Here is a 16,758-nt window from a genome sequence, read left to right as displayed (position 1 = left end):
AGACGAACACAACGCCCGGTTGGGAAATGGGTCTAAAATTTCGTAGCGCAGACATTCAGGAGGTCATCATGTGGCTTAACGAGTCGGAACAAGAACTTCGCCGTGATTTGCAGAGTGTTGCGTCGGATTTGAGGTGGTCCGCCGTGGAACTGTTACGCATCGCCGAGCAGTTGCGCCAGGCCGGCAATGACGTAGACGCACAGGCCGCCCTGCGGCTGTGCGAAGTTTTTCAGAGCAATGAAGGACGATTGGCGGGTTACGCCGAAGAAGTCAAAGCCCGGGCCATCAGTCGAACCACCAAACCTCACTGAACGGAGCGCCGCCATGAACAGGCTTCTGTGCTCGCTGGTCATGGTGCTGACGGCATTGAGTGGCTGTAATACCGAGTCTGGGGCGTTCCGGGGGCAGCCGTTGGTGGACAAGGTCGACACCGGCATGAGCAAGGAGCAGGTCCAGCAGATCGGCGGCCCACCGCTATCGATAACGGACCGCACCGTCGAGCCCGGCACCTGCTTCGATTACACGTTGACCCAATCCGGCAAAAAACAGCCGTACAACGTCAGTTTCGACAGCCGGGGGAAGGTGGACCACACCAGTTTCATGACTTGCGCCGAATGGAGCCACGCACAACAAAAAGCCAGGGAGCCTTCGCACTCCGGTGGCGGAGGCTACTGACCACTGCGCCAACGTCAAAAAGCCCCGGCATGCCGGGGCTTTACATGCAATCAACGGGTTTACTGGCTGCGCGCCTGCTTGCTCGACCGTGCCTTGTAGCCAGGAAGCGACGCTGCGAACGCCAGTGCTTCTTCGCGGCTGCCAAATGAGGCAAGACGATCACCTTTGGTGCATACCCGCCACGGGCCGTTGTTCACGCTGATTACGTCATAGCCGTTCATATGCATCTTGTTCAACATCGAAAGACTCATAGTCACCTCCGTTTTGGCAGTGATGTCCACGTTGACGTGCCTACCTTACACCCACCCTTTGTCCGAATGCCGACCAGACGTCGTATCACCACGGCCGATTCGATGGCACTTTCAGGCATGACTCACATCGAACAACACAGCCACAGGCAAAACGGCATGCGGCGTGAATATTGCATTTTTGTTACAGTTTCATGACATCAGGCGATCAGGTCACACATGAAAGTACGCGCAACCGTCATTTGCGAGCAGGACCGGCACATTCTCCTCGTGCGTAAGCTGAGGTGTCGCTGGGCGCTGCCCGGTGGAAAAGTCGAGCCCGGCGAAACCAGGGCTGACGCCGCCATACGCGAACTGCAGGAAGAAACCGGCCTTTACGCCGACGAGATGCTGTACCTGATGGAATTGGAAACAGGCGACACCCGACACCACGTCTACGAAGCATCCGTGGTGAATCTGCATGAGGTCCGGGCGCAAAATGAAATTGTCGACTTCATCTGGTTCCCGCTGGATACCGTAAAAAACCTGAGCACCAGCGACGCCACGCTGCGCATCATCAAAGCGTTTCAGCGTCGCCTGTAACGGCCTGTGCGTCAGCCCTGATCGCCACCGCCCACGGGCATGACCATGCCGGTGATATAGGACGCTTCGTCGCTGGCCAGAAACAGAATCGCCCCGGCCTGCTCATCCAGCGTGCCATAGCGCTTCATCAAACTGCTGTCGAGGGTTTGATCGACGATCTGCTGGTACCAGATTTTCTCTTGTGCACTCTGCTCGGCACTGTTGCGCGGAATGACTCGTGGTGGCGCTTCGGTGCCGCCCGGCGCGGTGGCATTGACTCGCACGCCGCGCCCGGCGGTTTCGAACGCCAGGCACGCAGTCAGCGCATTCACCCCGCCTTTCGCCGCGCCATACGGCACGCGGTTGACGCTACGGGTGGCAATGGACGAAACGTTGACGATCGCCCCGCTGCCCTGCTCCAGCATGAACGGCAACGCCGCATGGCAGCACCACAGCGTCGGAAACAGCGAGCGGCGGACTTCGGCCTCGATCTGCGCGGCCTCGTAGTGCTCGAACGGCTTGGCCCAGATCGTGCCGCCAACGTTGTTGATCAATACGTCGAGCCGACCAAAGCGCTCGACGGCGGTGTGCATCACCCGGTTGCATTCATCGTATTGCTCAAGGTCGGCCGTCAGGGCCAGGACCTGACAGGTCGGCGCCAACGCCTTCTGCACCTCAAACACCAGGTCGGAGCGATCGACCAGGATCAACTTGGCGCCTTCGGCGGCCATACGTTCGGCAACCCGGCGCCCGATGCCCTGGGCTGCGCCGGTGATCAGCGCGACTTTTTCGTGAAATCTGTTCATGTGTACCCCATGACTATGGATGCAGATCAATGAAGAAGTACCGGACGAAACACAGACCTGTGGGAGCGAGCCTGCTCACGATAGCCGGCTCACAGGCGACATCGATGTCCAATGTTCTGCCGTCATCGCGAGCAGGCTCGCTCCCACATTGGTTCTGTGTCGTGCACGGGATTTGTGCGCAACTTACGCCGCGCTGGCGGCGAATTTTTCGTAGTAGAAGTTCGCCGGCTTGATGCCCTGCTCGCCGATGTACTTGCTGACCGCTTCCACCATCGGCGGCGGGCCGCACAGGTAGACATCGACGTCGCCATCGTTCAAATGCTTCGGCTCGATATGCTGGGTCACATAGCCCTTGAGCGGGTGCCGGCTGTCGGGGCTGGCCACGCAGGCGCTGTAGCTGAAGTTCGGGATGCGCGCGGCGAAGGCTTCCAGGCGATCGAGTTCCACCAGGTCGAAATCGTGGGTCACGCCGTAGATCAAGTGCAGCGGATACTCACTGCCCTGCTCGGCGATTTTCTCCAGCATTGCAGTGAACGGCGCCAACCCGGTGCCGCCGGCCAGCAACAACAACGGCCGACGGATGTCGCGCAGGTAAAAACTGCCCAGGGGACCGGCCAGGCTCATGCTGTCGCCGGCCTTGGCCATGCCGGTGAGGAAGCTGCTCATCAGGCCGCCAGGCACGTTGCGAATCAGGAAACTGACTTCGCCATCACGCTGCAACGAGCTGAATGAATAGGCGCGGGTCTGACCGCTGCCGGGAATTCCGAGGTTCACATATTGCCCCGGCAGGAACGCCAGTTTGTTCAACGCCTCGCCCTTGATCGACAGCGCGATGGTGCTGTCGGACAACTGGCGCACGGCGCTGATGGTGGCGTCGTAGCTGGCTTGCTGGGTGCGGCAGACGTCCGACGATACCGGCACCCGCACCACGCAATCGCTCTGGGCGCGCATCTGGCAGGTGAGGACAAAGCCCTGCTCGGCTTCATCGGCGCTGAGGGCGTCTTCGATGTACTCCTCGCCCAGGTCGTAGCGACCGGCCTCGGCAAAGCACTTGCAGGTACCGCAGGCACCGTCGCGGCAGTCCAGCGGAATGTTGATGCCCTGACGGTATGCGGCATCGGCCACGGTTTCGCCGGCATTGGCGTCGATGAACCGAGTGACGCCGTCTTCAAAGTTGAACGCAATGGAATGGGTCATGACGGCCGCCTCACAGGTGATAGACATCGATGACCTGACGAACGTAGTCGTTCTTCAGGATCACTTTCTTGGCCTTGATCAGCGGGTTTTCACCGCGCACATCAAGGGTGTAGAAACTGCTGCCGAAATAGCTGTCGACGGTCTTGTAGCGAAAGCTCAGGGTGTGCCAGTTGAAGCGCACCTTGCACAGTCCGTCGGCCTGTTCGAGCAACTCGATGTTGCTGATGTTGTGCGAGGTGCGGGTGTCCGGAATGCTCGCGCTGGAACGCTCGGTCTTGATGCGGAAGACGCGGTCTTCCAGGCCGGTGCGATTGCCGTACCAGATCAGCGAGATTTCCCGCTGCGGGTCTTCGGTCAACTCGTCGTTGTCGTCCCACGACGGCATCCAGAATGTGGCGTCCGGCGCATACATCTCCAGCCACTCATCCCATTGCCGGTCGTCGAGGTAACGCGCTTCGCGGTAGAGAAAATCGCGCACGCTGTCATAGGTGATGGTCATTGCACGGTCTCCACGGCAATCAACTCGGACTGTTCGGCCGCCAGGGCCTTGAGCATGGTCTGCTGCCAATACTTGTGTTGCAGCACGAACAGGCCTTCGTCTTCGGTGCGCACACCGCTGAGCAGCGGATGCAGGTCGATTTCCCTGGCCGCCTCGTCGGCGCCCTCGATCCAGTGCTCGGCGCCGCGGGACATGTCGTTCCACGTCGTGACGCTGCCCTGATAGCTGGTCTGGCAGGAACGGAACTCCTCCAGGTCATCCGGTGTGGCCATGCCACTGACGTTGAAGAAATCCTCGTACTGACGAATCCGCTTCGAACGAGCGTCGTCGCTCTCACCTTTAGGGGCGATGCAGTAAATGGTGATCTCGGTGCGGTTGACCGAGATCGGCCGGGCAATACGGATCTGCGAACTGAACTGGTCCATCAGGTACACATTCGGGTACAGGCACAGGTTGCGCGAGTTCTCGATCATCCAGTCGGCGCGAGCCTTGCCGAAGTCCTGGGCGAGCTCGTCGCGACGCTCGTACAGCGGGCGGTCTTCGGGGTTGGCCCAGCGGGTCCAGAGCAACATGTGGCCCTTGTCGAAGGAATAGAAACCACCGCCCTGCTTGGCCCAGCTGCCGGCGCTCATGGTCGGGTTAGTGTCGCCCGCCTCGCGCTGCTTGCGCTGGTTCTGGGTGGCGGCGTAGTTCCAGTGCACGGAGCTGACGTGGTAACCGTCGGCACCGTTTTCGGCGGTGAGTTTCCAGTTGCCTTCATAGATGTAGCTGGAGGAACCGCGCAGCACTTCCAGGCCATCGGCGGACTGGTCGACGATCATGTCGATGATCTTCGCCGACTCGCCCAGGTGCTCCACCAACGGCACCACATCGGCCTTGAGGCTGCCGAACAGGAAACCGCGATAGGACTCGAAACGCGCGACTTTGGTCAGGTCGTGGGAGCCTTCGCAGTTGAAGCTCGCCGGGTAGCCGGCGTTGGCCGGGTCCTTGACCTTGAGCAGCTTGCCGGAGTTGTTGAACGTCCAGCCGTGGAACGGGCAGGTATAGGAGCTCTTGTTGCCGGACTTGTGCCGGCACAGGGTCGCGCCGCGATGACTGCAGGCGTTGATGAAGGCGTTGAGCACACCATCCTTGTTGCGCGCGATGAAGATCGACTGGCGCCCCATGGTGGTGGTGTAGAAATCGTTGATATTGGGAATCTGGCTTTCGTGGGCCAGGTACAGCCAGTTGCCTTCGAAGATGTGCTGCATCTCCAGATCGAACAGGCGCGGGTCGGTGAACATCTCGCGCTTGCAGCGATACAGGCCTTGGGCAGGGTCGTCTTCAAGCAGGGAGTGAATATATTCAGGTCGCAGGGTCATGGCCGCCGCCTCCGTTGTTATTGTTCAGGCAGGGTCATGCTAGGGCGGGGGGATATGCCGGACTATCCGCGGGGTGCAGACTTGTATCCGTTTTGTGCAGGGGGCTGGCGTTGTGTCGTGCGCCATCGATGGTGAATGTACGGGCCTCTTCGCGGGCAAGCCCGCTCCCACAGATTTAGTGGCTGAACACAAGTTTTGCGTCCAACCGAAATCACTGTGGGAGCGAGCTTACTCGCGATGGGGCCAGACCAGACAACATCAAGCCTGAAGGTTTCAGTGGCGGCGCTTGAGGGTGTCGGACGGCAACTCGCCGAACTGCTTGCGGTAGCTGTCGGAGAATCGCCCCAGGTGCAGGAAACCGTAATCCATCGCCACTTCAGTGACGTTGCGCACGTTGCAGGTCGGGTCACTCAGACAGGCATTGATGCGTTCCAGGCGTTTCTGGCGGATGTAGTTTTTCGGTGTGAGCCCGGCATTGCGTTCAAACAGGCCATACAACGAACGCAGGCTCATGCTGGCCTGCCGCGCCAGTTCTTCGCTGTCGATGTCCTGCTTGAGATTGCGCGCGATGTAATCGGCGATCACTTCGAAGGTGGCCGTCGGCGAACCGAGGCACTCGCGACTGATATTGGTCTTCATCAGGCTGAGCATCTTGCTGACGATGATCTGTGCGTAGTGCTCCTGCACCCTGGGAATCTGCTCGGTGGCCTCGGCCTCCTGGCAAATCATCGCCAGCAAGCTGACGAAACCTTCCAGCTCATTGAGCTGGTAACGGCTCTCCAGAAACCGCACGCCCTGCCCCGGATAACGCCAGCGTTGCTCTTCGCAGACCGACTCGAACAACCGGGTGGGGACTTTCAGAATGAATTTTTCGCAATCGGCCGAGTACGTCAGATCGACCGGATCGTCGGGGTTGATCAGCAGCAATTCGCCGGGGGCGAAGTAATGTTCCTGGCCGTGCCCGCGCCACAGGCAGTTGCCGCGGAGCAACACTTGCAGGTGGTAGATATCCTCCAGCGCACCCGAGGTCACCCGCACGCTGCCACCGTAGCTGATGCGACACAGATCGAGGCTGGCGAATTTGCGATGGTCGAGACTGGCCAGCGGCCGGCCTGTCCGGGGCATGAGAATACAATGGTTACCGACATGCTGATTGACATAGCCAGACACCGCATGGGGGTCGGCGTGGTCGAACACTCTGCTGCGCTGACTCAACAGTTGCGCTTGCATCATCGGGTCACTCTGATTGTTATTATGGGTTGCATCATTTCATTCTAGAACCGAAACACCTGTAGGAGCGAGCCCGCTCGCGATGGTCGTTAACGATAACGCGTGTTTACTGACTAAACGCGGTGTTCTCGAGTCCATCGCGAGCAGTCGAGCGTCGACCGGCTGCTCCTACAAGGGGTTTTGTGATCAGTCCTCCAGAGCGCGGACCCGCTCGTGGCGCTGCTGCTCTTCAGGCTGGGCCGACGATTGCAGCGTGAAGTCGAACTCGATTTCCGCAAACCGACCGCTGACACCGTGGGCCGCTGCACGCGCCTGGTCATCACTGAAGGTGATTTTGGCGATCAACTCGTCGCGGGTGGCGTAGGCGAAATCGTCATGCAGGTATTGATCGCCATCGAGGTTGATTTGCGTGGTCAGGTGACGATGGTCCGGCGCGGAAATGAAGAAGTGGATGTGCGCCGGGCGCTGACCGTGACGGCCCAGTTGGTCGAGCAGTTGCTGGGTCGGACCGTCCGGTGGGCAGCCGTAGCCCGACGGCACGATGCTGCGGAAACGGTAGCGGCCTTCGGCATCAGTGACGATACGGCGACGCAGGTTGAATTCCGATTGCGTGGTATCGAAGTACGAGTAAGTGCCGCCGGTGTTGGCGTGCCACACGTCCACCACGGCGCCGGCCAGCGGTTCGCCATCGGTGTTGAACACGCGACCTTGCATGAACAGCGTCACACCGGGATCGACGCCATCATCGAGGCGCGCTTCGCCTTGCGACAGCGGTGCGCCAGCCACGTACAACGGGCCTTCGATGGTGCGCGGCGTGCCGCCGGATTTGCCGGCCTGTTCGTCTTCGGCATCCATCAGCAGGTCGAGGTAATGCTCCAGGCCAAGCCCGGCCACCACCAGCCCCGCCTCTTGGCGCGCGCCCAGTACGTTGAGGTAGTTGACGGCTTTCCAGAACTCTTCCGGGGTCACGGCCAAGTCTTCGATGATGTTCACCGAATCACGCAGGATGCGGTACATCAGGGCCTTGACGCGCGGGTTGCCAGCATCGTTGAACAGGCCGCTGGCCTCTTCGAGAAATTTCTGGACTTCGGCAGTATGGGAAATCTTGATGTTCATTTTGGTGGGTTCCTCATCTTGTAATTATTGGCGTTGCGAGCTGAACGGGCGAAGTTCAGCGGTCATCGTCACGGATGGAAGAAGGATGGCGGCACATCGCATCGATCTCGATGGCCATGTACGGGAACAACGGCAATTGCATGAGCAGGTCGTGCAGTTCCTGAACGCTGTCGACATCGAACACGCTGTAGTTCGCGTAGTGCCCGGCGATTCGCCACAGGTGACGCCACTTGCCTTGCTCTTGCAGGCGTTGGGCCAGGGCTTTCTCGTCAGCTTTCAGTCTGGCGGCTGCTTCCGGATTCATATCGACCGGCAGGTTCACGGTCATTTTTACGTGGAACAGCATAATGCTCTCCTCAGGCTTGATGAATGGCAGTGGATGTTTTGTCGCGGCGGAAAAACGCCAGGCGTTCTTCATCCAGGCTCAGGCCCAGCCCCGGGGTTTTCGGTACATGCAGCTCGAAATCGCGATACACCAGCGGTTCGCTGAGGATGTCTTCGGTCAGCAGCAGCGGGCCGAACAGTTCGGTGTCCCACGCCAGTTTGTTCAAGGTAATAAAGGCATGGGCCGACGCCATCGTGCCGAGGCCACCTTCGAGCATGGTGCCGCCGTACAGGCCGATACCCGCCGCTTCGGCGATGGAGGCGGTACGCAGCACCGCACGCGGGCCACCGTTCTTGGCAATCTTCAGGGCGAACACCGAAGCCGCGCCTTCACGCGCCAGGTTGAACGCGTCTTCCACACACTCGATGGATTCGTCCGCCATGATCGGCGCCGGGCTCATGGCGTTCAGGCGTACCATCCCGGCGCGGTTGTTGCGCGAAATCGGCTGTTCGATCAGGTCAATGCCGTTGGTGCCGAGAATCCGGCAGGCACGCACCGCGACCGCTTCGTCCCAGGCCTGGTTGACGTCGACCCGCACGCTGGCGCGGTCGCCCAAGGCTTTCTTGATCGCGATCACGTGAGCCAGGTCGCGGTTGACTTCACCGGCACCGATTTTCAGTTTGAAGATGCGATGGCGGCGCAGGTCGAGCATTTTTTCCGCTTCGGCGATGTCTTTCCCGGTATCGCCACTGGCCAGGGTCCAGGCCACCGGCAGGGCGTCACGCACGCGACCGCCGAGCAGTTCGCTGACCGGCAGGCCGAGGCGCTTGCCCTGGACGTCGAGCAACGCGGTTTCGATCCCGGATTTGGCGAAGGTGTTGCCACGGATGCTGCGCTCCAGGCGCAACATCGCGGCATTGACGTTGCCGCTGTCCTGACCGATCAACAGTGGCGCGAAATGCGTGTCGATGTTGGTCTTGATGCTGTCCGGGCTTTCGTTGCCATAGGCCAGGCCACCGATGGTGGTGGATTCGCCGATGCCTTCGATGCCATCGGCGCAACGTACCCGAATGATCACCAGGGTCTGGTTCTGCATCGTGTGCATCGCCAGCTTGTGCGGGCGGATGGTCGGCAAATCGACGATGATCGTCTCGATCGACTCAATGGCTGTTGCAAGCATTTCGATACCCGTCAGGTTCTTGAAGTTCTGGGATCGATTCTCGTACGGCTTTTTTCGTGAAGCCAATATAGAATTGGTCTGACTTGATACCTTAAAGGTATACAACCGATCGGCGACTGGAGGCTCCATGGAACTGCGTCACCTGCGTTACTTTCAGGTCTTGGCCCAAACCCTCAACTTCACCCGCGCCGCCGAATTGCTGCACATCGCCCAACCGCCCCTGAGCCGGCAGATCCAGCAGCTGGAAGACGAACTCGGCGTAATGCTGCTGGAACGCGGGCGACCGCTGAAGCTGACCGACGCCGGGCGGTTTTTCCAGGAGCACTCCACCGCGCTGCTGGAACAACTGAACAAGGTCTGCGACAACACCCGGCGGATCGGCCTGGGGGAAAAGACCTGGCTGGGCATCGGTTTTGCGCCGTCGACGCTCTATGGCGTGTTGCCGGAACTGATTCGCCGCTTGCGCAGCGGCGAACCGCTGGAGCTGGAGTTGGGGTTGTCGGAGATGACCACCCTGCAACAGGTGCAGGCACTGAAGGCCGGGCGTATCGACATCGGCTTCGGTCGAATACGCATCGACGATCCGGCGATCATCCAGACCGTCCTCACCGAAGATCGCCTGGTCGCCGCCCTGCCCGCCGGCCATCCTTTGCTCGCCGGTCCCATCAGCCTGCGCGACCTGGCAAAAGAACCCTTCGTGCTGTACCCCGGCAATCCACGGCCAAGCTACGCCGACCACGTGATTGCACTCTTCGAATCCTGTGGTGTGAGGATCCATGTGGCGCAATGGACCAACGAACTGCAAACGGCGATCGGACTGGTGGGGGCCGGAATCGGTGTCACGCTGGTGCCGGCTTCTGTGCAACTGGTGCACCGCGACGACATCGGTTTCACCCCGTTACTGGAAGACAACGCGACCTCGCCGATCATTCTCAGCCGACGGGTGGGCGATGTATCGCCGGGGTTGAACCACTGTCTGCGGATGATCGATGAGCTGTTGCCGCAAGGCTCATGAGGACCTGCGTTAACCGGCAAACGCCCGGCGCCCGGCCTTCATCTCGGTGCGCAACTCACCAATGAAATCGGAAATGGCACGCACGCTGGTCAGGTGTTCGGTCGAGACACCGCTGATCAACAACTCCACTCGCCTGCTTGCGGGTTCGTAGATCTCGATACGCAGCAGGCCGCCGCTCTCTGTGCACTCGCAGGCCAACGGCACAAAACCGGACTCGACAATGTTGCAAAGGACTGAAATGGGAACCATGGCCGCTGCCTCGTACGGCGATTGATCGGATTGGATCCCACTCAGGATAGATGCACTTTGCCAATCCTGCGCCAGCAAAAAATGTTAGCTGCCTCTCAATTTCGAGCACTTCTTCAATGGGCGTTCGCGCCCCAGATCCAGTTCCAGAAACCGGGCAACTCAACCGGCTGCGAACTGTCGCGCACGGTACGCGCCATCGCCGCCCGCTGCAGTGCGGCGGTGTCGTCGTAGAACGGCTGTTCTGCGGTGCTCACCCCCGTTGCCTGGGCGCCGTCGAGCAGGATTTGCAGGTACTCGCGGGTGTGCCGCGCGGTGTAGCGATTGAGATCGTGAAACGTCACCACCACCGGAATCACCCCGTCCACCACCGGCAACTCGCCACGGGCGATGCGCTCGCGTACTTCGGACATCGAGCGCAGGAAGTGGGCGCGCCGGCGGGGGCTGGCGTTAAAGCCCCAGATCTTGCCGTCATTGGCACTCAAATCGGTGAGCAACACATGCATGCCGTGCTGCTGATAAGCGGCGAAGGTGCGTTTGTCGTAGTTCCAGAATGGCGGACGCACCAGCGTCGGGGGGGCGCCGGTGATCGCGGCGATGTCGGCGCTGCCATCGGTCAGCGCCTGTTCCAGCGTTTGCGGGTCGAGGGAACGATGGTTGGTGTGCGAAGGCGTGGCGGTGTGAAAGCCCAGAATGTGCCCGGCATCGCGCTCGAGGTGCATGACCGCGCGCCCGATGTCACTGCCGCCAGCCCGTGAAGCGCGGGTCTGCACAAAGAACACGGCCTTGATGTCCGGCTGCAACCCATTTCGCGCCAGGCTATCGAGCACGGTTTCCGTCGGGTTCCAGAAACTCGAGGCGCTGGGACCGTCATCGAAGGTCAGCAGAAAGCGGATGGGCGGTTGGGTGCGCAGACGTTGTTCCGTCTGTGGCGTCATTTCGATAGGGGCGGCGATGCAACCCAGCAGACTGGCTGCCATGGCGATCGCCGATAAAACCTTGACCAACTGTTTCATGTTTTGCCTTGGGCCAGACCGTTTCGGTCACCACGTCAACCGGCAAAGTCCTTCGCCCGTTCATCCTTCGCCGGCCCGCAGGTCGCTGCGGGCCGAGGTTGGATCAGGGTACACAGCGTTTGGTTCCGCCGCTGCCGGAAACAGCGGTTAGTGGCTAAAAGACTGCTGGAACGAGTCGTCGATGATCGGTGCGGTGGCCAACTCGTTCGGCAGCGCCTTGACCTTGAACAGGAAGTCCGCGGTGCTCTGCAAGTCCTTGGCGGCCTGGGCGTCCACCGGGCCGACGGACATGTGCGCCTGGCGCAACCAATGCCGGGAAACGTCCTGATCGAGGTTGGCTTTCTTCGCCCAGAGGTCAGCGTATTCGTCGGTGTGGTTGTCGACCCAGGCACGGGCCTTTTTCAGGCGTCCCAGAAAGTCAGCGATGGCTTCACGCTTGCTGTCGATCGAAGGCGTCGACGCGGCGATGGCGCTCAGGCCCGGCATCAGGTTCTTGGCCGTGAGGATCGGCCGGGCACCGGAGAACAGGATTTGCTGGGAAATGTAGGGTTCCCAGACCGGGAAGGCATCGATGCTGCCCTGGGGCAATGCGGCGGCGGCATCGATCGGCATCAGTTTGATGAAGTCGACATAGTCTTGCGGCAAGTTGGCTGTTTCCAGGGCACGCAAGGTCAATTGCTGGCTCCAGGCACCGGGCCAGTAAGCGACTTTCTTGCCCTTGAGATCAGCGATGGTTTTCACCGGCGAATCCTTGGGCACCAGCAAGGCGATGGTGTCCGGGTTCTGCCGCGAGACACCGATCAGCTTGACCGGCGCCTGCTTGGCGGCGAGGAACAGGAACCCCGAATCACCGAGAAAACCCAGGTCCAGCGCGCCGGTGCTCAACGCTTCCGCCAGCGGCGCGGCGGCCTGGAAGTGCTTCCAGTCAACGGTATACGGCGCGCCTTCCAGTACACCCGAGGCTTCCACCGAGGCGCGCACGTTGTAGTAGTTCTGATCGCCGACGTGCAGGACGACCGGCTCGGCGGCGTAGGCCAGTGGTGCGGCAAACAACGCGCTGGTCAACAGACCGCGCACGAATCGGGAGAGGTTCATCGGGGGCTCCTTGAAAGTGATTTCGCTAGACCATAACACTCTTACAAGAAGCGTTTAAATTCTATTTATGCATAAGCTAATGACCCGCATTGCGCGGTGTTGGCTCAGCAACAGCGACTCAACAGAGTGCTCTCTGCCGTACATCCCGACGCCCCCAGCTCAATGGCAAAGCCCTGATAAAGCGCGACTTCGAGAACATGGCACAGAGCCTGCAATATTCCTTTTATGCAGGAAGCACTCGAATAAATTATTTTTTTGGATATAAGAATCTCGCCAGGAGCCGCTACATGAAATCGATCGCCCGTTTTCCCGCCATCCGATATCTGCTCAGCGCCTGCGCCCTGGCCCTGAGCCTGCAACCCACGGCCCAGGCAGCTGAAGCACCGCCGGCCGAAGTGCACCTGGACTACGCCTATTACTCACCGGTCAGCCTGGCGCTCAAGCATTTCGGTTTTCTGGAGAAAGCCCTGCCGCAGACCAAGATCAGCTGGGTGCTTAGCCAGGGCAGTAACCGCTCGCTGGAATACCTCAACAGCGGCGGCGTCGACTTCGCCTCCTCTGCCAGCCTCGCCGCCGTGCTCAGTCGCGCCAATGGCAGTCCGATCAAATCGGTTTACGTCTACAGCCGCGCCGAGTGGACTGCGCTCGTGGTGCGCAAGGATTCACCGTACACAACCGTGGCCGACCTCAAAGGCAAGAAAATCGCCGCCACCAAAGGCACCGACCCTTACCTGTTCACCCTGCGCAGCCTGCAACAGGCCGGCCTGAACAAAGACGATGTGGAACTGGTGCACTTGCAGCACCCGGACGGTCGAGCCGCACTGGAAAAAGGTGATGTCGATGCCTGGGCCGGGCTTGATCCGCACATGGCCGCCAGCCAGGTCCAGGCCGGCTCGCGCCTGCTGTACCGCAATACCGACTTCAACAGCTATGGCGTGGTCAGCGTCACTGACCGCTATGCCAAGGAGCATCCACACACCATCGACACCGTGCTCAAGGCGTACGAACAGGCGCGGGAATGGGCGGTAAAAAATCCTGAAGAGCTGGCGAAACTGCTCGCCACCGAATCCGGGCTGCCGCTGGAAGTGGCCAGGCTGCAACTGTCGCGCACCGACCTGAGCAACCCGCAACTGACCGCCAGGGACGTGCTCGCCTCCAAGGCAGCGGCGCCGATTCTGGTTTCCGAAGAGCTTGTGCGGCGCGGGGTGAATGTCGATCAAGTCATCGACCAACTGATCGACACCGGTTTCAAAGAAACCGTCGCTCGCCAGTAAATACCTGCCAACGGTCAAGACTGAATCCGCGCCCGCCGCGGATTCGTCATCACCGGAGAATCCCATGTCCAGCAAAACCAAAAACCTGCCAGCCCACTTGGCATTGCCTGCTCCGCGTCGGCTGAACAACGCCTGGCGCCTGCGCCTGAAGGCGCTGGCGCTGCCGGCGCTGATCATCCTCGTGCTGGAAATCGTCGTACGTGTCGGTTGGTTGCCGTCCTACCAGATGCCGGCGCCGAGCGACATTGCGCTGACCTTGAGGGATCTGGCCGAGGGCGCCTTGTGGAAACACATCAGCACCAGCCTGTTGCGCGTCTTGCTCGGTTTCGCCATCGGCGCCAGCCTGGCCCTGGTATTCGCTGCCTGGGTCGGGCTGAGCCGGGAAGCCGAAGCCTGGCTGGAACCGACATTCGCCGGCCTGCGTGCGATTCCCAGCCTGGCCTGGGTACCGTTGTTGTTGCTGTGGCTGGGGATCGACGAGACTTCGAAAATTGTCCTGATTGCCATCGGCGCGTTCTTTCCGGTGTACCTCAATGGCGTCGCGGCAATCCGCAACATCGACCGCAAACTGGTGGAGGTCGGGCAGATGTACGGTTTCAGCCACGGCCGACTGGTGCAGCGGATTCTGCTGCCCGCCGCCCTGCCCGGCCTGTTCACCGGGCTGCGCAGCGGCATGAGTCTGGCGTGGATGTTTCTGGTGGCCGCCGAGTTGATCGCGGCAACCAAAGGCCTGGGTTATTTGCTCAGTGACGGTCGCGAGACTTCCCGTCCGGACATCGTCCTGGCGGCAATCATTGTGCTGGCGCTGCTGGGCAAACTCAGCGACGGCCTGCTGGCCAGCCTGGAGAAACGTTTCCTGGCCTGGCGCGACACATTCAACGGCCACAGCACAGAGGATTGAGCCATGACCGAACACTTGCTGGATATTCGCGTCGAGCGCAAAACCTTCGCCGCCACCACCGTGCTCAACAACATCCACTTGCAGTTGCTGCCTCGGGAAACCGTCAGCCTGCTCGGCCCCAGCGGTTGCGGCAAAAGCACCTTGTTGCGGATCGTCGCCGGACTGGAGAAGGACTTCCAGGGCGAACTGCGCAGCCGCGCCGGTGAAGTAGCGTTCGTATTCCAGGAACCACGCCTGATGCCCTGGCTGACGGTCGAACAGAACATCGGTTTCAGCGCCGACAACCATTACGACAAGGCCTGGGTCGCGCAGTTGATCGAGGAAGTCGGCCTCGGTGGTTTTGCCCAGGCCCTGCCCAAGGCCCTTTCCGGCGGCATGGCGCAACGGGTGGCCATCGCCCGTGGCCTTTATTCGCGGCCGCAAGTGTTGCTGCTCGACGAACCCTTCAGCGCGGTAGACGCCTTTACCCGCATGAAACTGCAGGACTTGCTGCTACAACTGGCCGAGCGCCACGCCATCGCCTTGCTGTTGGTGACTCACGATGTCGATGAAGCGCTGTACCTCAGTGATCGCGTGTTGGTCATGGACAATCGCCCCAGCAGCATTCGCCAGGAGCTGGCGGTAGAACTGGCGCATCCCCGTGACCGCCGGGACCCGCTGCTGGCGCAACTCAAAGCGTTGTCGTTGACCGAGTTGCAGCGGGCGCATGTGATCTGAACCTGCATGCCAAATCCTGAAGGCGCCTGGCGCCTGCAGGAAGCAACTATGCTGAACACTCCAATCCGGAGGGTTCGGTCGATGTGCGGAAGGCTGTCGCAGTATCGAGGCATCCACGATTTCGTCGCAGCGCTGAGCATTCCCGACGCGATGATCAATCACGTTGGCGATGAACCCTTGGCGCGCTACAACGCTGCGCCCACCACGCAACTTGCATTGCTGCATCTGGAGAACGACGGCTTGCATGCTGACCCACAGCGCTGGGGCTGGCGCCCGCACTGGGCGAAGGATCGCGCGCCACCGATCAACGCGCGGGTCGAGAAAGTCGCCCATGGCCCGTTTTTCCGGGCAATCTGGCCGCACCGGGCAATCTGCCCGATCGACAACTGGTTCGAATGGGTGGACGCCGGCGACGGCACCCGGCAACCCTGGCTGATCCGACGACGCGACCGGGGACCGATCTACTGCGCGGCAATCGGACAATTCCCCGTTGGCGGCGCCGCGCCTCGGGACGATGACGGTTTTGTCATCATCACCGCCGACAGCGCCGGCGGCTTGCTGGACATTCACGATCGCCGCCCCGTCGTGCTGTCGGCCGAGCTGGCGCGGGAATGGCTGGACCCGGCCACCCCAAAGGAGCGCGCCGAGCAGTTGGTACTTTTGCAGGGTGAAGGCAGCGATGCATTTCAATGGCACAGGGTGAGCAAAGCGGTTGGCAACGTCAGAAACCAGGCAGCCACCTTGATTGATGAAATAACTTGAACATGTCATTCATGTCAGTCTGATGGGGATGCAGGGCTCTCCGAATCCTCTTCTCGACTATCGCGTCCAGGCCACCGTTGGCTTCGGAGGAATCCATGAGCGAGCTCATCCCTTATGCCGTGCATTACCTGCTCGACGGTGTGCGACAGCACTTCTTCAAGCTGGCGGTAAAATTCTCGGAGGTCGACGCCATTCATTCGGCCTACGCCCACGCGTTCCCGCAGCACGAGTTTCAACTGACTGCACATTCTTCCCTCGAAACGGCGCGCGTCGAGGCACGGCAACTGGGAATCACCCAGATTCGCTGGAATGAGGCGGTCTGACAGAATTGAAAAGCCCCGTTCGATGACGGGGCTGATTTGTACGCGGCCCGGTCAGGGCTTCAAAGGTATCTCTATGTCGCGCTCCGACAGCTCGCGGCTGTCGTCATGTTTCCATGTCTGCTGCGAGTGCTTCTGCTCCTCGAGCTCTTCTTCGGTCGGTTCATCCGTGTCGTCGTCAAGGTCCGGACGCTTTGGGTCAGTTGCCATGTTC

The 16,758-nt window shown here is 60.6% G+C and carries 22 protein-coding genes; 9 read left to right on the top strand and 13 right to left on the bottom strand.

Annotation, left to right across the window (positions count from 1 at the left end; all coding sequences use genetic code 11):
• Positions 1–68 precede the first annotated feature (68 nt).
• Positions 69–311, top strand: coding sequence for a hypothetical protein (locus tag JQF37_RS00930; protein WP_130205326.1), 243 nt, complete (start codon positions 69–71; stop codon positions 309–311).
• 13 nt (positions 312–324) lie between these two features.
• Entirely contained in the window at positions 325–675 is a 351-nt protein-coding gene (gene osmE, locus JQF37_RS00925) for an osmotically-inducible lipoprotein OsmE (protein WP_130205328.1), read from the top strand.
• A 59-nt stretch (positions 676–734) separates the two neighbouring features.
• Here osmE and JQF37_RS00920 read toward each other — a convergent pair whose 3' ends face one another.
• The gene (locus JQF37_RS00920; RefSeq protein ID WP_130205330.1) at positions 735–926 is read right to left on the bottom strand and encodes a DUF2188 domain-containing protein; all 192 of its coding nucleotides are present in this window, start codon (positions 924–926) and stop codon (positions 735–737) included.
• A gap of 216 nt (positions 927–1,142) precedes the next feature.
• On the opposite strand from JQF37_RS00920, the gene JQF37_RS00915 reads away from it, so the two are divergent.
• The gene (locus tag JQF37_RS00915; protein ID WP_130205332.1) at positions 1,143–1,505 is read left to right on the top strand and encodes an NUDIX hydrolase; all 363 of its coding nucleotides are present in this window, start codon (positions 1,143–1,145) and stop codon (positions 1,503–1,505) included.
• An 11-nt stretch (positions 1,506–1,516) separates the two neighbouring features.
• Here the strand turns inward: JQF37_RS00915 and JQF37_RS00910 are convergent, their stop codons facing one another.
• From JQF37_RS00910 to JQF37_RS00875, 8 genes are all read right to left on the bottom strand, one after another.
• Complete coding sequence (locus tag JQF37_RS00910; protein ID WP_130205334.1) at positions 1,517–2,290, bottom strand: 1,6-dihydroxycyclohexa-2,4-diene-1-carboxylate dehydrogenase; 774 nt, start codon at positions 2,288–2,290, stop codon at positions 1,517–1,519.
• A 183-nt stretch (positions 2,291–2,473) separates the two neighbouring features.
• A complete protein-coding gene (benC, locus tag JQF37_RS00905; protein ID WP_130205338.1) occupies positions 2,474–3,487 on the bottom strand; it encodes a benzoate 1,2-dioxygenase electron transfer component BenC in 1,014 nt (337 codons plus the stop codon).
• A gap of 10 nt (positions 3,488–3,497) precedes the next feature.
• On the bottom strand, positions 3,498–3,986 hold the full coding sequence (gene benB, locus JQF37_RS00900) for a benzoate 1,2-dioxygenase small subunit (RefSeq protein WP_047529940.1): 489 nt from the start codon (positions 3,984–3,986) through the stop codon (positions 3,498–3,500).
• Positions 3,983–5,347 carry a benzoate 1,2-dioxygenase large subunit gene (benA, locus tag JQF37_RS00895; protein WP_130205340.1) on the bottom strand — a complete coding sequence of 455 codons (1,365 nt, stop codon included), beginning with the start codon at positions 5,345–5,347 and terminating at the stop codon, positions 3,983–3,985. Before benA ends, benB begins: the two co-directional genes overlap by 4 nt.
• 273 nt (positions 5,348–5,620) lie before the next feature.
• On the bottom strand, positions 5,621–6,580 hold the full coding sequence (locus JQF37_RS00890; RefSeq protein WP_130205342.1) for an AraC family transcriptional regulator: 960 nt from the start codon (positions 6,578–6,580) through the stop codon (positions 5,621–5,623).
• 183 nt (positions 6,581–6,763) lie between these two features.
• The gene (catA, locus tag JQF37_RS00885) at positions 6,764–7,693 is read right to left on the bottom strand and encodes a catechol 1,2-dioxygenase (RefSeq protein ID WP_130205344.1); all 930 of its coding nucleotides are present in this window, start codon (positions 7,691–7,693) and stop codon (positions 6,764–6,766) included.
• A 55-nt stretch (positions 7,694–7,748) separates the two neighbouring features.
• Entirely contained in the window at positions 7,749–8,039 is a 291-nt protein-coding gene (gene catC, locus JQF37_RS00880; RefSeq protein WP_007978984.1) for a muconolactone Delta-isomerase, read from the bottom strand.
• Between the two features lie 10 nt (positions 8,040–8,049).
• A complete protein-coding gene (locus JQF37_RS00875) occupies positions 8,050–9,198 on the bottom strand; it encodes a muconate cycloisomerase family protein (RefSeq protein ID WP_189340315.1) in 1,149 nt (382 codons plus the stop codon).
• Between the two features lie 127 nt (positions 9,199–9,325).
• Here JQF37_RS00875 and JQF37_RS00870 point away from each other — a divergent pair, with 127 nt between their 5' ends.
• Positions 9,326–10,213, top strand: a complete 888-nt coding sequence (locus tag JQF37_RS00870) for a LysR family transcriptional regulator (RefSeq protein ID WP_130205346.1) — start codon at positions 9,326–9,328, stop codon at positions 10,211–10,213.
• Positions 10,214–10,222: 9 nt separating this feature from the next.
• Here JQF37_RS00870 and JQF37_RS00865 read toward each other — a convergent pair whose 3' ends face one another.
• From JQF37_RS00865 to JQF37_RS00855, 3 genes are all read right to left on the bottom strand, one after another.
• Positions 10,223–10,462 (bottom strand): DUF1652 domain-containing protein, encoded by a 240-nt coding sequence (locus JQF37_RS00865; protein ID WP_130205348.1) that lies wholly within the window; start codon positions 10,460–10,462, stop codon positions 10,223–10,225.
• Between the two features lie 113 nt (positions 10,463–10,575).
• Positions 10,576–11,475, bottom strand: a complete 900-nt coding sequence (locus tag JQF37_RS00860; protein ID WP_130205350.1) for a polysaccharide deacetylase family protein — start codon at positions 11,473–11,475, stop codon at positions 10,576–10,578.
• Between the two features lie 147 nt (positions 11,476–11,622).
• Positions 11,623–12,570: an ABC transporter substrate-binding protein gene (locus JQF37_RS00855; protein WP_130205352.1), complete on the bottom strand. Its 948-nt coding sequence runs from the start codon at positions 12,568–12,570 to the stop codon at positions 11,623–11,625.
• A 287-nt stretch (positions 12,571–12,857) separates the two neighbouring features.
• Here JQF37_RS00855 and JQF37_RS00850 point away from each other — a divergent pair, with 287 nt between their 5' ends.
• The 5 genes from JQF37_RS00850 (at position 12,858) to JQF37_RS00830 (ending at position 16,547) form a co-directional block, all read left to right on the top strand.
• Entirely contained in the window at positions 12,858–13,844 is a 987-nt protein-coding gene (locus tag JQF37_RS00850) for an aliphatic sulfonate ABC transporter substrate-binding protein (RefSeq protein ID WP_130205354.1), read from the top strand.
• A gap of 64 nt (positions 13,845–13,908) precedes the next feature.
• Positions 13,909–14,745: an ABC transporter permease gene (locus JQF37_RS00845; RefSeq protein ID WP_130205356.1), complete on the top strand. Its 837-nt coding sequence runs from the start codon at positions 13,909–13,911 to the stop codon at positions 14,743–14,745.
• 3 nt (positions 14,746–14,748) lie between these two features.
• Positions 14,749–15,462: an ABC transporter ATP-binding protein gene (locus tag JQF37_RS00840; protein WP_130205358.1), complete on the top strand. Its 714-nt coding sequence runs from the start codon at positions 14,749–14,751 to the stop codon at positions 15,460–15,462.
• Between the two features lie 81 nt (positions 15,463–15,543).
• On the top strand, positions 15,544–16,224 hold the full coding sequence (locus JQF37_RS00835; RefSeq protein WP_130205459.1) for an SOS response-associated peptidase family protein: 681 nt from the start codon (positions 15,544–15,546) through the stop codon (positions 16,222–16,224).
• A gap of 95 nt (positions 16,225–16,319) precedes the next feature.
• Positions 16,320–16,547, top strand: a complete 228-nt coding sequence (locus JQF37_RS00830; RefSeq protein ID WP_130205360.1) for a hypothetical protein — start codon at positions 16,320–16,322, stop codon at positions 16,545–16,547.
• Positions 16,548–16,598: 51 nt separating this feature from the next.
• On the opposite strand, the gene JQF37_RS00825 is transcribed toward JQF37_RS00830, so the two are convergent.
• Positions 16,599–16,754 carry a hypothetical protein gene (locus tag JQF37_RS00825; RefSeq protein ID WP_189340318.1) on the bottom strand — a complete coding sequence of 52 codons (156 nt, stop codon included), beginning with the start codon at positions 16,752–16,754 and terminating at the stop codon, positions 16,599–16,601.
• Positions 16,755–16,758: the final 4 nt, after the last annotated feature.

Origin of the sequence: Pseudomonas sp. MIL9 (assembly GCF_016887925.1) — a bacterium.
GTDB classification, from domain to species: domain Bacteria; phylum Pseudomonadota; class Gammaproteobacteria; order Pseudomonadales; family Pseudomonadaceae; genus Aquipseudomonas; species Aquipseudomonas mohnii.
Note: the sequence above shows the minus strand (reverse complement) of the source record. Positions and strands in the feature narration are given on the sequence as shown.

What these genes read in the sequence shown, in the direction of transcription:
- JQF37_RS00930 (WP_130205326.1), top strand. Translation starts at nt 69, where the DNA reads ATGTGGCTTAACGAGTCGGAACAAGAACTTCGCCGTGATTTGCAGAGT.
- catA (WP_130205344.1), bottom strand. Translation starts at nt 7,693, where the DNA reads ATGAACATCAAGATTTCCCATACTGCCGAAGTCCAGAAATTTCTCGAA.
- benA (WP_130205340.1), bottom strand. Translation starts at nt 5,347, where the DNA reads ATGACCCTGCGACCTGAATATATTCACTCCCTGCTTGAAGACGACCCT.
- JQF37_RS00890 (WP_130205342.1), bottom strand. Translation starts at nt 6,580, where the DNA reads ATGATGCAAGCGCAACTGTTGAGTCAGCGCAGCAGAGTGTTCGACCAC.
- JQF37_RS00915 (WP_130205332.1), top strand. Translation starts at nt 1,143, where the DNA reads ATGAAAGTACGCGCAACCGTCATTTGCGAGCAGGACCGGCACATTCTC.
- JQF37_RS00855 (WP_130205352.1), bottom strand. Translation starts at nt 12,570, where the DNA reads ATGAACCTCTCCCGATTCGTGCGCGGTCTGTTGACCAGCGCGTTGTTT.
- JQF37_RS00825 (WP_189340318.1), bottom strand. Translation starts at nt 16,754, where the DNA reads ATGGCAACTGACCCAAAGCGTCCGGACCTTGACGACGACACGGATGAA.
- benB (WP_047529940.1), bottom strand. Translation starts at nt 3,986, where the DNA reads ATGACCATCACCTATGACAGCGTGCGCGATTTTCTCTACCGCGAAGCG.
- JQF37_RS00835 (WP_130205459.1), top strand. Translation starts at nt 15,544, where the DNA reads ATGTGCGGAAGGCTGTCGCAGTATCGAGGCATCCACGATTTCGTCGCA.
- osmE (WP_130205328.1), top strand. Translation starts at nt 325, where the DNA reads ATGAACAGGCTTCTGTGCTCGCTGGTCATGGTGCTGACGGCATTGAGT.
- benC (WP_130205338.1), bottom strand. Translation starts at nt 3,487, where the DNA reads ATGACCCATTCCATTGCGTTCAACTTTGAAGACGGCGTCACTCGGTTC.
- JQF37_RS00830 (WP_130205360.1), top strand. Translation starts at nt 16,320, where the DNA reads ATGAGCGAGCTCATCCCTTATGCCGTGCATTACCTGCTCGACGGTGTG.
- JQF37_RS00850 (WP_130205354.1), top strand. Translation starts at nt 12,858, where the DNA reads ATGAAATCGATCGCCCGTTTTCCCGCCATCCGATATCTGCTCAGCGCC.
- JQF37_RS00875 (WP_189340315.1), bottom strand. Translation starts at nt 9,198, where the DNA reads ATGCTTGCAACAGCCATTGAGTCGATCGAGACGATCATCGTCGATTTG.
- JQF37_RS00840 (WP_130205358.1), top strand. Translation starts at nt 14,749, where the DNA reads ATGACCGAACACTTGCTGGATATTCGCGTCGAGCGCAAAACCTTCGCC.
- JQF37_RS00910 (WP_130205334.1), bottom strand. Translation starts at nt 2,290, where the DNA reads ATGAACAGATTTCACGAAAAAGTCGCGCTGATCACCGGCGCAGCCCAG.
- JQF37_RS00920 (WP_130205330.1), bottom strand. Translation starts at nt 926, where the DNA reads ATGAGTCTTTCGATGTTGAACAAGATGCATATGAACGGCTATGACGTA.
- JQF37_RS00845 (WP_130205356.1), top strand. Translation starts at nt 13,909, where the DNA reads ATGTCCAGCAAAACCAAAAACCTGCCAGCCCACTTGGCATTGCCTGCT.
- JQF37_RS00860 (WP_130205350.1), bottom strand. Translation starts at nt 11,475, where the DNA reads ATGAAACAGTTGGTCAAGGTTTTATCGGCGATCGCCATGGCAGCCAGT.
- JQF37_RS00870 (WP_130205346.1), top strand. Translation starts at nt 9,326, where the DNA reads ATGGAACTGCGTCACCTGCGTTACTTTCAGGTCTTGGCCCAAACCCTC.
- JQF37_RS00865 (WP_130205348.1), bottom strand. Translation starts at nt 10,462, where the DNA reads ATGGTTCCCATTTCAGTCCTTTGCAACATTGTCGAGTCCGGTTTTGTG.
- catC (WP_007978984.1), bottom strand. Translation starts at nt 8,039, where the DNA reads ATGCTGTTCCACGTAAAAATGACCGTGAACCTGCCGGTCGATATGAAT.